The organism is Desulfomonile tiedjei DSM 6799, assembly GCF_000266945.1.
GTDB classification, from domain to species: domain Bacteria; phylum Desulfobacterota; class Desulfomonilia; order Desulfomonilales; family Desulfomonilaceae; genus Desulfomonile; species Desulfomonile tiedjei.
Window position 1 is genome coordinate 3242306 of the sequence record NC_018025.1, and the last position, 13680, is coordinate 3255985.

General features: G+C 51.0%; 16 protein-coding genes and 1 tRNA gene. 15 read left to right on the plus strand and 2 right to left on the minus strand.

Annotation, left to right across the window (positions count from 1 at the left end; translation table 11 throughout):
• Positions 1 to 2 precede the first annotated feature (2 nt).
• Together cbiR and DESTI_RS13615 are read left to right on the plus strand one after the other, a co-directional pair.
• On the plus strand, positions 3 to 794 hold the full coding sequence (gene cbiR / locus DESTI_RS13610; RefSeq protein ID WP_014810553.1) for a cobamide remodeling phosphodiesterase CbiR: 792 nt from the start codon (positions 3 to 5) through the stop codon (positions 792 to 794).
• 37 nt (positions 795 to 831) lie between these two features.
• Positions 832 to 918: transfer RNA gene (locus DESTI_RS13615), tRNA-Leu, on the plus strand.
• A 246-nt stretch (positions 919 to 1164) separates the two neighbouring features.
• On the opposite strand, the gene DESTI_RS13620 is transcribed toward DESTI_RS13615, so the two are convergent.
• Positions 1165 to 2163 (minus strand): NAD-dependent epimerase/dehydratase family protein, encoded by a 999-nt coding sequence (locus DESTI_RS13620; RefSeq protein ID WP_014810554.1) that lies wholly within the window; start codon positions 2161 to 2163, stop codon positions 1165 to 1167.
• 17 nt (positions 2164 to 2180) lie between these two features.
• Positions 2181 to 3173, minus strand: coding sequence for a UDP-glucose 4-epimerase GalE (gene galE, locus DESTI_RS13625; RefSeq protein WP_014810555.1), 993 nt, complete (start codon positions 3171 to 3173; stop codon positions 2181 to 2183).
• A gap of 215 nt (positions 3174 to 3388) precedes the next feature.
• Here galE and eno point away from each other — a divergent pair, with 215 nt between their 5' ends.
• The 13 genes from eno (at position 3389) to DESTI_RS13690 (ending at position 13676) form a co-directional block, all read left to right on the plus strand.
• On the plus strand, positions 3389 to 4660 hold the full coding sequence (eno, locus tag DESTI_RS13630) for a phosphopyruvate hydratase (protein WP_014810556.1): 1272 nt from the start codon (positions 3389 to 3391) through the stop codon (positions 4658 to 4660).
• 114 nt (positions 4661 to 4774) lie between these two features.
• Positions 4775 to 5146, plus strand: coding sequence for a DRTGG domain-containing protein (locus tag DESTI_RS13635; protein ID WP_014810557.1), 372 nt, complete (start codon positions 4775 to 4777; stop codon positions 5144 to 5146).
• A 65-nt stretch (positions 5147 to 5211) separates the two neighbouring features.
• The gene (locus DESTI_RS13640) at positions 5212 to 6096 is read left to right on the plus strand and encodes a CBS domain-containing protein (protein ID WP_014810558.1); all 885 of its coding nucleotides are present in this window, start codon (positions 5212 to 5214) and stop codon (positions 6094 to 6096) included.
• Between the two features lie 153 nt (positions 6097 to 6249).
• Positions 6250 to 6606, plus strand: coding sequence for an NADH-quinone oxidoreductase subunit A (locus DESTI_RS13645; RefSeq protein ID WP_014810559.1), 357 nt, complete (start codon positions 6250 to 6252; stop codon positions 6604 to 6606).
• Entirely contained in the window at positions 6597 to 7106 is a 510-nt protein-coding gene (locus DESTI_RS13650; protein WP_014810560.1) for an NADH-quinone oxidoreductase subunit B, read from the plus strand. Before DESTI_RS13645 ends, DESTI_RS13650 begins: the two co-directional genes overlap by 10 nt.
• Entirely contained in the window at positions 7103 to 7603 is a 501-nt protein-coding gene (locus DESTI_RS13655; protein ID WP_014810561.1) for an NADH-quinone oxidoreductase subunit C, read from the plus strand. The genes DESTI_RS13650 and DESTI_RS13655 overlap by 4 nt, the downstream gene beginning before the upstream one ends.
• A 23-nt stretch (positions 7604 to 7626) precedes the next feature.
• Positions 7627 to 8829, plus strand: a complete 1203-nt coding sequence (nuoD, locus tag DESTI_RS13660; RefSeq protein WP_014810562.1) for an NADH dehydrogenase (quinone) subunit D — start codon at positions 7627 to 7629, stop codon at positions 8827 to 8829.
• A 115-nt stretch (positions 8830 to 8944) separates the two neighbouring features.
• Entirely contained in the window at positions 8945 to 9292 is a 348-nt protein-coding gene (locus tag DESTI_RS13665; RefSeq protein WP_014810563.1) for a DRTGG domain-containing protein, read from the plus strand.
• A 154-nt stretch (positions 9293 to 9446) separates the two neighbouring features.
• Positions 9447 to 10181 (plus strand): PHP-associated domain-containing protein, encoded by a 735-nt coding sequence (locus tag DESTI_RS13670; protein WP_041286205.1) that lies wholly within the window; start codon positions 9447 to 9449, stop codon positions 10179 to 10181.
• Between the two features lie 10 nt (positions 10182 to 10191).
• Positions 10192 to 10761 (plus strand): ATP-binding protein, encoded by a 570-nt coding sequence (locus tag DESTI_RS13675; protein ID WP_014810565.1) that lies wholly within the window; start codon positions 10192 to 10194, stop codon positions 10759 to 10761.
• A gap of 5 nt (positions 10762 to 10766) precedes the next feature.
• Entirely contained in the window at positions 10767 to 11282 is a 516-nt protein-coding gene (gene nuoE, locus DESTI_RS13680) for an NADH-quinone oxidoreductase subunit NuoE (protein ID WP_014810566.1), read from the plus strand.
• Positions 11283 to 11426: 144 nt separating this feature from the next.
• On the plus strand, positions 11427 to 11813 hold the full coding sequence (locus tag DESTI_RS13685) for a (2Fe-2S) ferredoxin domain-containing protein (RefSeq protein ID WP_014810567.1): 387 nt from the start codon (positions 11427 to 11429) through the stop codon (positions 11811 to 11813).
• A 66-nt stretch (positions 11814 to 11879) separates the two neighbouring features.
• Complete coding sequence (locus tag DESTI_RS13690) at positions 11880 to 13676, plus strand: NADH-quinone oxidoreductase subunit NuoF (protein WP_014810568.1); 1797 nt, start codon at positions 11880 to 11882, stop codon at positions 13674 to 13676.
• The last annotated feature ends 4 nt before the right edge of the window (positions 13677 to 13680 follow it).

Here is a 13680-nt window from a genome sequence, read left to right on the forward strand (position 1 = left end):
CGGTGCGTATTGGAACAACATCGTACATCTATCCCGCAGACGTCATCACGAATATTCGGAAACTCGCAGGCAAAGTGCGTGATATCGAAATTGTGCTGTTCGAATCCGATTCAATCGGAGACGCTCTGACAAACGATGAAATATCGGAACTGCGCCAGATAGCACTGGACCACGAAATGACGTATACCGTGCATTTACCTCTAGACTGCTATCTTGCAGACACCAACCCGAAGATGAAAAGCGCATTTCATGCTATATCTCTCGCCCAATCGCTTGAGCCCCACGGGTATGTGGTTCATCTGGATGCGCGTGATGGCAACAACGCCACTGCTTTCCTCCTGGACAATGCACTCCGATCGTTGGAGACTCTTATTCGCCAGACGGGACTCACTGAGCTCATCTGTGTTGAAAACTTGGAAAATCATCGACCTGAGCTCATTGATGCCGTCCTGGAGAGAATTCCCGTATCATGTTGCGCGGATGTCGGGCACATATGGAAATTGGGAGAAGATCCCGTTCCGCTCCTCAAAACATGGCTCCAGAGGATCAGGATTGTCCACTTGCACGGATTTCTGGAACACGATCACCGGCGTTTGTCGCTTATGCCGCCGTCCGTGCTGGACCCGGTAGTCAGACAGCTTCAGCACGCCAATTTTGGGGGAGTACTGACCCTGGAAATCTTCAGCGAACGCAATCTCCACGAGTCGCTTCAGGCCCTGCAAGATGCGATGGACAGGATAGCAACGGAAGACTCCGCGGTAGAAAAATCGGCTGAAAATCCGATTACTCCTTGACAGCGTCCTCCGATAATGACAAATACTTAAAGGATAGGCCGAAGTGGCGGAAGTGGTAGACGCGCCAGGTTCAGGGTCTGGTGGGCGCAAGCCTGTAGGAGTTCGAGTCTCCTCTTCGGCACCAATTCACGATTATAACCCGGTTCTCAAGACCGGGTTTTCGCTTTTCTGGCGATTCAAAAAGTAATAGCGAATTATGAAGAGCGATTCGTCTAAAATTGTAGCCACCGGCCTCCGTGCCGGTGGCTACAATATGCAAATAAATCAATTGGTTTCCGCCGGCAGGGACGCCGGGCGCTACTAATATCTTCTTTGTAGGTATGGATGACTTAAAGACTTTTCAGAAACACTGTACGCAGATGAATTAGCGTTATTTGTTCTGTCTGCGAAATTCTCGAACCTTCCGAACAAGATCCCTGTTCTCGAGGTACCACGAAACAAAACGTTCCAGCCCCTCTTTGAGAGCAGTCCGAGGCTGAAAATCGAGCTTGGATTGAGCGCGGGTTATATCCGCATACGTAGCCACAACGTCGCCGGGTTGGGGCGGAACCATCTCCTTGATAGCTTTCTTGCCTGCGAACGATTCCAGGAGTTCGATAAACTCCATTAATTCCACAGGTGTATTGTTCCCGAGATTGATGATTTCGTACGGTTCCAGACGGTCGGATCTTAACGCTGCGATGACTCCGGATACGATCTCGTCAATATACGTGAAATCACGTCTATTCTTCCCGAAATTGAACACTTTGATAGGTTCATCGTGAAGAATTGCTTCCAGGAAAGACCAATACGCCATGTCCGGTCTGCCCCACGGGCCGTACACCGTGAAGAATCGCAACCCGATGGTCTGCAGGTTCCACAAATGGGTGTACGTGTAAGCTATCAGTTCGTTGGCGCGCTTCGTTGCCGCGTATAAGCTCACTGGAGTATTTACCGGATCGTCTTCCGCGTATGGCATCTTGGTGTTACCGCCGTATACGCTGGAACTGGATGCGTACACGAAGCGTTTGATGCCAGTCTGTTTCGCCTCTTCGATCAGGTTAATGAAACCCTCGAGGTTCGATTGCTGATACGCGTGGGGATTTTTCAAAGAATGACGCACCCCCGCCTGAGCCGCAGAGTGAAATACTATTTCAGGTGAATATTTTGCAAAACAGCTTTTAACGGCGTCCCGTTCCACGAGATCCATCTCGAGAGGAACAAAATTCGTGTAATTTCTGAGAATGTCTGTCCGTGCCCGCTTCAGTTCCGGGGTATAATAGGAGTTGAAATTGTCGATTCCTATGACGGTCTCTCCGGATTCCAACAGCGACGAAGCCACAAAAAAGCCGATGAATCCTGCACTTCCGGTTATTAACACAGTACCCATAGATGATCCGTTCTACATTAGTCGGGATAGCCGTTCGGCTGCTCGGAAAACCACGTCCACACTTCCGAGATGATTGCATCGAGATCGGACCGTACCGGCCGCCATTCGAGAATTCGCCACGCTTCAGAAGGATCCGCGACCAACTCTGCCGGATCGCCCGGACGTCTCGGACCGATTTCCGGATTCAGGTCGGTTCCTGATATGCGGCTTACCGCGTCCACTATCTGAAAATTGGAGAAACCCGACCCCGTTCCCAGATTCAATCTGATCAACGCCTGGTCTTCCAATGCGTCGAGAGCCCGAAGATGCGCATTGGCCAGATCCGTGACATGAATGTAATCTCTGATGCAACTTCCGTCGAATGTGGGATAGTCGTTTCCGAAGATCACCAGTTTGTCGTCCAGGCCCAGTGCAAACCGCACGACATTTGGGATCAAATGAGATTCCGGACGATGGTCTTCCCCAAGTCCGGCTGAAGGTTCGCATCCGGCGGCATTGAAGTATCGCAAGCATGCGGACCGGATGCCGTACGCTCGAGAATAATCCTCGAGCATCCATTCTATAGCAAGTTTTGTTTTGCCGTAGGGCGATATGGGATCTTTGAGATGATCCTCGCGAAGCGGCAACGTGCGCGGCATTCCATAAACCGCACAGGTTGAAGAGAATACTATTCTATCGTGGTGGCTAGCTCGCATGGCTTCGAGCATGTTGTATGCAGCCACGATATTGTTTCGATAGTACTGGGCAGGATCCGCCATGGATTCGCCCACAAGGCAGCTTGCCGCGAAATGGAAAATCGCTTCATAATGATTATCTGAGAAGTGATCCGCCAGAGCCGAAAAATCATTCAGATCCGCGTTGAAGAAGTCGGCTCCACGAATCGCCGAGCGGTGGCCTTTGGAAAGATTGTCCATGACCGTGATGTCAAAACCGGCCTTCCGTGCATAATGTGCGAAATGCGACCCAATGTATCCTGCGCCACCGATGACCAGTATTCGTTTCGATCCCACATGCTCCTCCACAGATGTGCGATAACGCCACTGTTCAGCGAAAGACAATCAGCATACCACAAAGTTCAGAGTTTCTTTGTTGTTTTCTCTTCAAAAGAAAACGGTTTCCGATTAAGGTTGATATTAGTTGATAGAATAATTCACAAGGGGGAGGTATCTGCGTTGCCGAGATAATCGCGAGAACTCTTCCAGTCCCAACTTTTTGGAGGTGATCTATGAGATTTGACATTGTGGACGTAGCGGCCCGAGAAATCCTGGACTCCAGGGGAAACCCCACCATCGAAGTCGATGTTGTCCTGGAAGGTTTTGGCATGGGTCGCGCGGCCGTGCCCTCGGGTGCATCGACCGGCGAGAACGAGGCTGTTGAACTGCGGGACGGCGATTCGAGCCGTTATTTGGGCAAAGGAGTCCTGAAGGCGGTTGATAATGTTATGCATGAGATACGTCCGGCGGTACTCGGCATGGATGCATTTGACCAACAATCCTTGGATCGAAGGCTGATCGACCTTGATGGAACTCCCAATAAGGGCAATCTCGGAGCCAACGCTATACTCGGTGTCAGCCTGGCTGCCGCAAAGGCCTGCGCAAACGAATTGGAAATTCCCCTGTATCGCTATATCGGCGGTGTAGGAGCGCGGCGTTTACCCGTTCCCATGATGAATATTCTCAATGGCGGGGCCCATGCAGATAACAATGTAGACATTCAGGAATTTATGGTTATGCCCATCGGCGCCCCCAATTTTAGAGAAGCGCTGAGGATGGGTGCCGAAATCTTCCACACCCTGAAAAAGGTGCTTAAGTCCAAAGGGCTCAATACTGCAGTGGGCGATGAAGGTGGCTTCGCTCCGAACCTTCAGTCAAATGAAGAGGCGTTGCAGGTTATCATGCAAGCCATAGATCAGGCCGGATATGCTGCCGGCGAGGATGTTGCCATAGCACTGGATGCTGCGGCCAGCTCTTTCTACAAGAATGGCTTGTATCGACTCGGAGCCGACCAATCTGAAAAGACCGCAGCCCAGATGGTGGACTTCTACAGGGATCTGGTGGATCGCTATCCGATAATATCTCTGGAAGACGGCCTGGACGAAAACGATTGGGACGGCTGGCGGCTGCTTACCGAAGCTCTCTCGGACCGGATTCAGATTGTCGGAGACGACATTTTCGTCACCAATATACAGCTCCTCCAAAAGGGAATCGAGCTTGCCGTAGCCAATTCTATACTCATCAAACTCAACCAAATCGGCACATTGACTGAGACCATGGAAGCTGTCACCTTGGCGAAGACTGCCTGCTATACTTCGGTGGTTTCCCATAGAAGCGGAGAGACGGAAGACACGACCATATCCGACCTCGTTGTCGGATTGGGAACCGGTCAGATCAAGACGGGTTCTGCATCGAGAACGGATCGCATAGCCAAATACAATCAACTCCTTCGTATTGAAATGGAATTGGGAGATTCCGCCTGGTACGGCGCCCCGGAACTGTAACCAAAATGGGGGCTCGATCGAGCCCCCTTCCCTTTGCTGCCATTTGCTTGACACACGAGCCGCAGAATGCTGAAATGATCCACTTTCATTACTCTGTACATGCCTGGAGTTTTTATGAAAATCCGTGAGATAGTTCAAATACTGTCCGGGCGGATTATTCTGGAGAATCACGAACTGGCGGAAGACATTCCTCGAGGCGGGGCTGCGGATCTGATGAGTGATGTATTGGCCTTCGGCTGCGAAGGTATGGTTCTTATGACGGGTCTCACCAATCCGCAGGTCGTCCGAACGGCCGAAATGGCAGGAATCAGTCTCATTGTTTTTGTCCGCGATAAAACACCCCCCATGGAAACTATAGATCTGGCACGAGACTCAGGAATGACCCTCATTTCAACCGGCTATACAATGTACGAGGCGTGCGGGAGACTGTACCAGGCGGGATTGCCCGGCCTGGGGAGAGTCAAAATTCAGGACAACTCCTGGTAACGACGGTGTCTCAGGAAATCACAAAAGTCCAGGAACTGATCTACACAACGCGCGTGGAATCGGTCATGTCGTCCGATGTAATCGTTCTGCGCCCGGATATGCCCATGCTCGAAGCGAAAGAGGAGATGCGAACGAAGCGGATCACCGGCGCGCCCGTAATGGATGGAGACCGCATTGTCGGAATCATCAGCATGTCGGACCTGATCGATGCCATGGAAAACGGTCGCATGGATACGCGCGTTATCGACAATATGACCCGCATCGTTAAGACCGTGCTGAAAGATGCCCCTGTCACGGAAGCTATAAATCAGCTAGGCCGCAAAGGACACAGTCGCCTCCCCGTAACGGATCAGGACGGCAAACTTGTCGGAATTGTTACAACAGGAACCATTATCCGAGCGCTTCTCCATGAAATGGACGTCAGTTTTCAGAAGAAAGAAGCCGAAAGACTCCACACATATCGCGCCAGTCATATTTTCGAGGACATTGTGTCGGACGATACAAGCCTGGTGCTCCGGTACGTCGTCGACGACAAGGACTTCTCGAATGCAGGGAAAGCTTCAAGTATGATCAAGCGATCCCTCCAGAGACTCGGAGTTGATCCCGCGCTCGTGCGCAGAGTGGCCGTAGCTGTGTACGAGGCTGAGATGAACTTGGTAATTCATACGGACGTCGGTGGAGAAATTGTCGCCGAAATTCGAAAAGATAGGCTGTTGATATCTGCAGTAGACCACGGCCCTGGAATAGAAGACCTCACCCGTGTGCTTCAGCCTGGATACTCCACCGCGCCGGAATGGATTCGGGACATGGGTTTCGGAGCCGGAATGGGGCTCGCAAACATCAAGAGATGCTCGGACATGATGAAGCTGATGTCCGAGCCGGGTGGGGGTACGAGACTTGACATTCATTTCGTTTTCGGCAAGAATGACAAAAGTTTACAGGGTGGGTAGGGAAAAAGGTCTTGACATCTCCTCACTCGAAACGATAAAAATCATATTCCAGTGAAAAGTTCCCGGATGCCCCATTCGCATCTATAATTTATCGTCACAACAATCGTAGAGCCCCACTCCCTCTTTAGGGAGTACTATGACCGGAGAAGAGGCATGTTAAACAGTTATCTTCCCGTCCTAGTGATTCTTCTGGTCTCAGCCTTCATCGGTTTGGCTATTATAGTTCTCTCCACGGTATTGGCCCGAAGAACCCCTACTCGCATCAAGCTCATGCCGTATGAATGCGGAATGGACCCCATTGGGAGTGCGCGACGCCGCTTCTCTGTGCGGTTCTTCATCATGGGCATGCTTTTTATCGTGTTCGACATCGAGTTGATCTTCATGTTTCCGTGGGCAGCCCTTTACGACAAGCTGATGTTTTTCGGCTTTGTTGAAATGCTCGTTTTTGTGCTGGTTCTCATGGTAGGTCTCGTGTACGTGTGGAAAAAAGGTGCTTTGGAATGGGAATAGAAAGTCATTTGAACGATACGGTTCATGTTACTAACCTTGAATGGTTCGTGAATTGGGCTCGCAAATCATCAATGTGGCCGCTGGGCTTCGGATTGGCCTGTTGTGCTCTGGAGATGATAGCCGCATTCGTCAGCAGGTACGATCTTGCACGTTTCGGCATGGAAGTGGCCCGGCCTTCACCACGTCATGCGGATTTAATGATCGTTTCGGGCACATGTTCGAAGAAAATGCTGCCGGCAGTTTTGCGTATTTACGAGCAAATGGCCGATCCCAAATGGGTCGTGGCAATGGGCGCGTGTGCGTGCACCGGTGGAATTTATAAGAACTACTCGGTAGTACAAGGAATCGACCGCTACTTGCCCGTGGATGTGTACATTCCCGGATGTCCGCCGAGGCCTGAATCCCTGTTGGACGGCATACTGCAGCTCCATGCAAAAGTCATGAAGGAACAGTCGCTCAACAATCCCAGGGAATTCAAGATCAAGGCGGTTCGATCATGATGACACAGGAATTTGTCCAGGAAAAAATAGTCGAGCGATTCGGTCCTGAAACCATTTTGAATGCAGTCGATTTTCGAGACCAGCTTACGTTGACTGTGCCTCCGGAAAAGATTTACGAAATCTGCGCATTTCTCAAAGAGAGCCCAGAGCTACAATTCAATCTCCTCTCATTTGTAGGCGGCGTCGACCGTCTTCCTTTGGAACCGAGATTTGAGATTGTGTATCAACTTTGTTCAGTACGCCACAACTGTAGGTTTCGTATAAAAACGCAGGTAGCCGAACCCGCAGAAGGCCTACCGGTAGTGGACTCCGTAGTCTCCATATGGCCTACGGCCGATTGGCACGAGCGAGAGACTGCAGAAATGTACGGAATTATATTCGGGAACCACCCCGACCCGAGAAAGCTGCTCTTACCGGAGCATTGGAAAGTTCATCCCCTGAGAAAGGACTTTCCTGTGGAAGGTTCTCCTGAAGAAACACCTGACCTGCCCGCTTGACGGCAATTGAGGTAACAGAGCTTATGCGGCAAGAATTGAGCCGAGAATCGGACGAAAGAAGAAGCGAGCCCCTGGAACTCAACCTCGGACCACACCATCCGAGTACCCATGGTGTTTTCCGGGCGATTGTGGAACTTGACGGTGAAATAGTAACGGACATTGTCCCGCATCTCGGATATCTCCATAGAGGTTACGAGAAGGCCTGCGAAAACAAACAGTACCATCAGATCATACCTCTGGCGGAACGTTGCGATTACATGGGCGCGTCCAGTAATTCGCTGGTCTATTGCATGACTGTCGAAAAGCTCCTGGACGTGGAAGTGCCTGAACGCGCTCAGGTTGTCCGCGTAATGATGGCCGAACTGTCGAGGATTTTCAGCCATCTATTCTGGCTGGGAACTCACGGGCATGACGTAGGAGCCATGACGCCGCTTTTTTACATGCTGAGGGAACGGGAAGAGATAATGAATCTCTTCGAGTTAACGGCAGGTGGCAGGCTCATGCCCAACTACTTGCGGATCGGCGGTCTCATTCGCGATCTGGAAGATGGTTTTGTTGATAAACTCCGGGCATTTACCGAGCACTTCGATGAAAGAGTGGACGAATACGAGACTCTTCTGACCAAGAATCCCATCTATGTCGATCGTACCAAAGGAATCGGAGTTCTCTCTCTCGAAGATGCTCTTGCATACGGAGTCACCGGCCCCATGTTGCGAGCTTCGGGTTTGGCCTGGGATATGCGGAAGCGGCAGCCGTATTCAGGATATGAGAACTATGATTTCGATGTGCCCGTTGAAACCGGTTGCGACATATACGCGCGATATCTCGTACGTGTACAAGAAATGCGAGAAAGCAACCGGATCCTGAAGCAAACGCTGGATCGTCTGCCAGATGGCCCGATCAGGGCCACCAAACCCGGTTTTATCTTTCCGCCTCAGGACGATATCAAGATAAAGATGGAAGCCTTGATCCATCATTTCATGCTCGTGGTCGAAGGAGTCAAACCTCCCGCAGGTGAGGTGTACCAGGTAATAGAATCGCCTAGAGGCGAACTCGGTTGTTATATCGTAAGTGATGGGACTTCAAAACCGCTCCGGCTCAAATGGCGTGCTCCGGCCTTTGTAAACCTCGAGGCACTTGCCAAAATGAGCAAGGGGTACTTTTTTGCGGATTTAATCGCTATTCTCTCCAGCATTGACATCGTACTCGCTGAAGTGGATCGATAGACCCGAAGCAATTGTAAGTTCAATGGTGGATTGGTAAGCCGCACGCAGGTGGTGCAAAAAGCCCTTCGGGCATGCGATTTACGAATGCACAGGGAAAGAGGAGTCCACAAACCGTATGACTCTCGGCAGCATAGCGGAAGCGCTCAATCTGAGTACGAAAACCTGTCGCTCCGAGCTGAATCGCGAAGTGGAAGGTGGTTATGTCAGCGATCTTCTGAGCGATGTCATAGCCGGTGCTCGAGAAGGCGATCTTTGGATAACATTGCAGCTCCATCAAAACATTGTTGCAGTTGCTTCATTAAATAACTTGGCTGGGATAGTGATTGTAGGCGGTCGGGAGCCCGACTCGGACACTTTGAAAAAAGCTGAAGAACAAAGTATTCCGCTTCTTGTGACGAACATGACCGCTTATGAACTGGCTGGCAGGCTCTATGAAATGGGAATCCGCAGGCAAGCATCCTGAGTTTGTACTGTATTTGTTCACAGGCTGCCTGCAACTCGGAAAAGAAATTCCGATCTCGCTCCAAGGGTGATTCGCAATACGGGGCACGAAAGAACGATCAGCGGGACAGCAAGAAGGCGATTCACAGGTAAGGCTTTACAACCTTGACCTCCATATTCACACGGTCTTGTCCCCGTGCACCGAGATTGCTGAGATGACCCCCGTGGCCATAGTGAAGGCCGCCCGTGAAGCGAATCTGGACGTCATTGCAATCTGCGATCATAACTCGGCACGGAATACCGCTGCAACGCGGAGAGCAGCGAAAGAAAGTGGCCTCAGCGTGATTCCGGGGCTTGAAATAACATCGTCGGAAGAAGTGCACATTCTGGGATTGTTTCCTTCCGACGAACTCGCTGCAGCCGTCCAGGACGAAGTCTATGCCCGGCTGTTCGGTGAAAACCAGGAAGAGGTCTTTGGATATCAGGTAGTAGTCGATGAATTCGATCAAGTAGACGATATGGACCAGAGATTGCTCATTGGCGCTACCACGTTGAACACCGAAAGGATTGTGGACCTCATTCACGAATTCGAAGGATTGGCAATAGCATCCCATGTAGACAGGCAAGGATTCGGTATCTTCAATCAACTGGGTTTTATACCTCCCGGCCTGAAGTTGGATGCTCTGGAAATCTCGAAAAAATCCGATCTGGACACTATGCGAACACGATACCGTCAATGCAATGATTTCCCTCTCGTCACCGCTTCCGACGCTCACTATTTGGAAGACATCGGATCTGCTGTGACTGTGGCACGGATGGCCGGACCGACGTTTGACGAGTTGGTCAAAGCGATAAAAGGCCTGGATGGCAGGTCAATCGTGGACCTGAAATCCTGTTATAGCGCAACGTGAACCGCTGAAGATGCAGGATTTGTCACTCCATATTCTGGATGTGGCTGAAAACGGAGTGTCAGCGGGAGCAAATCTCATACAGATTACCGTGGACGAAGAAACAGATCGCGATATGCTGACCATAACGATAAAAGACAACGGCAAGGGAATGGAACCCGAGTTCCTGAAAAAAGTGCTCGATCCGTTTGTCACGACTCGCACAACCCGCAAGGTGGGCCTTGGTCTGTCTCTGTTTCAGCAAGCGTGCCAGGAGGCGGAAGGCAAGCTGAGAGTCGAATCGGTAAAGGGTCAGGGCACGTGTGTCAGCGCTACGATGAAACATAGTCATATCGATCGTAAACCTCTTGGAGATGTTCCTGAATCCATAATCAATCTCGTTCAGGGAAACCCGGAAGTCGATTTCGTGTACACCCACAGAAAAAACGGTCGCGAGTTCACCTTTGATACAAGGGAAATTCGTGCAGACCTCGAGGAACTATCTCTTAGTAATCCTGCGGTCATACATCTCATCGAGGACACGCTGCGTTCATCTCTCGAAGAGATTGCGAGTTCAACTACGGCCGCAAAAGGGACGGAGTGACGATAGTGGAAGAAAGAGACGCACTACTCAAACGAAAAGTGGAACCCTCTGTTGCAGTTCTTCCTGCTGAAGAGTTGGAAAAATTAGATGCAATTATCGACAAGTACGCGGGACAGGCAGGACATCTGATTCCAGCGCTGAAAGAAGCTCAGGACCTGTACGGTTACCTCCCCATGGAAGTGCAGCACCGTCTTGCCTATGGCATGAATATTCCGGCATCCCATATTTACGGCGTGGTCACGTTTTATTCGTTTTTCACCATCACTCCGAGAGGAAGGCATACTATTCGCCTCTGCCTGGGAACCGCGTGTTACGTGAAAGGTTCCAAAGACATCCTCGAAAATATCGTGCGAGAGGTCGGGATCAACGTGGGAGAAACGTCCGAGGACGGTCGTTTCACTCTGGAAGCAGTCCGATGCCTGGGCGCTTGCGGTTTGGCTCCGGTAATGTTGATCGGAGAAGACACCCACGGAAATATTCATCCACCGGACACGATCAAGATTCTGGATGGTTATCAATAGTCCACTCGTCCCTGAAGACTCAGTCCTATGATGATACTGTTACTCTCGTGGAAGGACTGAGAGGCAAACGAGTGCGGACAGGTGCGCAGTGCGCGCAGGACAATAACAGACAGTCATAGTCAATGATCCTCATGGAGGAACACCGTGGCAAAAATCAGTATCGAGGATCTCAAGAGAATCAAAGAAGAGCAACGAGGCAAAATGGTCCTCAGGGACGGCAGCTATAGGGCCAAAATTACGGTCCATATGGGTACGTGCGGAATTGCCGCGGGAGCCCGGGACGTAATGGGCGCATTCAGAGAGTTGATTGCAGAAAAGGACCTGACTGACGTCATCATTACTAATTCTGGCTGTGCTGGACTGTGCTCCAAGGAACCAATGGTCACCGTTGAGCTTTCGGACCAATCTCCGGTCAAATATATCCTCGTGGATAAGGCAAAAGCGGCTCGCATATTCAACGAGCATGTCATGCAGGGAAAAGCGGTGGAAGAATTTGCGTTGGCTCGCGGAAGCGAAACCACAGCCACCTGAGACGTGCAAAATTCGGACATAATCCGTCGGTACATATATTCCGGCAATTTTTTTGGAGAATAGGCAATGTGTGCCAGTCCCTCTTATCGTATGCAGTTCATGCTGTGCGCAGGAACAGGCTGTTTGGCCTCCGGCTCTCTCGATGTGAAAGAAGCGCTCGATAGAGAATTAGCGAAACGAAATCTCCAGGATGAAGTTCAGGTCATCATGACCGGGTGCAACGGCTTCTGCGCCGCAGGTCCCATTATGGTGGCCTACCCTGACGGTATCTTTTACAATCAGGTCAAGCCGGAACACGCTCCGCTCATAGTCGAAGAACACGTACTCAAAGGCCGTGTCGTGGAAAAACTCCTTTTCAAAGAGGAGGCTGCCAAGGATCGCGTGCCTTTGATGAAGGATATCGGTTTTTTCGGGCTTCAAAGACTCATCGTCTTGCGCAACCGGGGTCTCATCGACGCTGAGAATATCGACGATTACATTGCTCGCGACGGTTACGCCGCTCTTTCCAAAGTCCTGGAAGAGATGACTCCAGAGGACGTGATTGAAGAAATCAAGAAGTCAGGCCTGAGGGGCAGAGGCGGCGGCGGATTCCCATGCGGGCTGAAGTGGGAAGAATGCCGTAAATATACGAGCTTTCCCAAGTATACGATCTGTAACGGAGACGAAGGCGACCCGGGCGCGTTCATGGATCGCTCAGTGATGGAAGGAGATCCTCACTCGGTTCTAGAAGGAATGGCCATTTCGGGGTACGCTATCGGTGCAGAGCAAGGATACATCTATGTTCGAGCCGAGTATCCTCTTGCCATTCAGCGCCTTCAGAAAGCCATCGAGGATGCAAGAGCTTACGGACTGCTGGGACAGGATATCCTCGGGAAGGGATTCAACTTCGATATAGCCATTTATCCTGGAGCCGGAGCTTTTGTCTGTGGTGAATCCACGGCCTTGATGTACTCCATCGAGGGCAAGCGCGGCATGCCGAGGATCAAGCCGCCTCGAAGCGCTGAAGCGGGTCTCTGGAACCAGCCCACAAACCTGAATAACGTCGAGACGTACGCAAACATCAACCCCATTATCCTCAATGGAGCTGACTGGTTCGCATCCATCGGAACCGAAGGCAGCAAGGGGACGAAGGTTTTCGCTCTTACCGGGGCTATCGCAAACGTCGGGCTTGTAGAAGTCCCAATGGGGACTAGTCTGAAAAGCCTTATTTTTGACATTGGCGGCGGAATACCGAAGAAGAGAAAGTTCAAAGCCGCTCAAATAGGCGGCCCCTCCGGCGGTTGCATCCCATCGGGCATGGAAGACGTGCAAATCGACTATGAGTCTCTCATTTCGGCAGGCGCCATGATGGGGTCCGGCGGTGTGGTCATCATGGATGAACTCACCTGTATGGTTGACACTGCACGATTTTTTACGGATTTTTCTGTCGAAGAATCCTGCGGAAAATGCGTCCCTTGCAGGGAAGGCCTCAAGGTGATGTACGACAAGCTCACGGACATAGTGGAAGGCCGCGGACAAGAAGGAGACATAGAGTTTCTCATTGAGCTGGGAAACCACATCAATAACACGTCCCACTGCGGTCTGGGCAAGAGCGCCGCAAATCCGGTGCTGTCAACGATCCGCTATTTCCGCCACGAGTATGAAGCTCATATTCGAGACAAGCACTGTCCTGCTCTGGTTTGTCCCGATCTCATCGATTTCGTCGTGATCGAGGACAAATGCAAAATGTGCGGTTTGTGCTACAGGAACTGTCCGTCCGGAGCAGTCATTTGGGAAAAGAAGACTGTGGCGAGAATCGATTTGGATAAGTGCACAAAGTGCCGTACCTGCATCAGCAACTGCAGATTCGGTGCAATCCGATAAACGT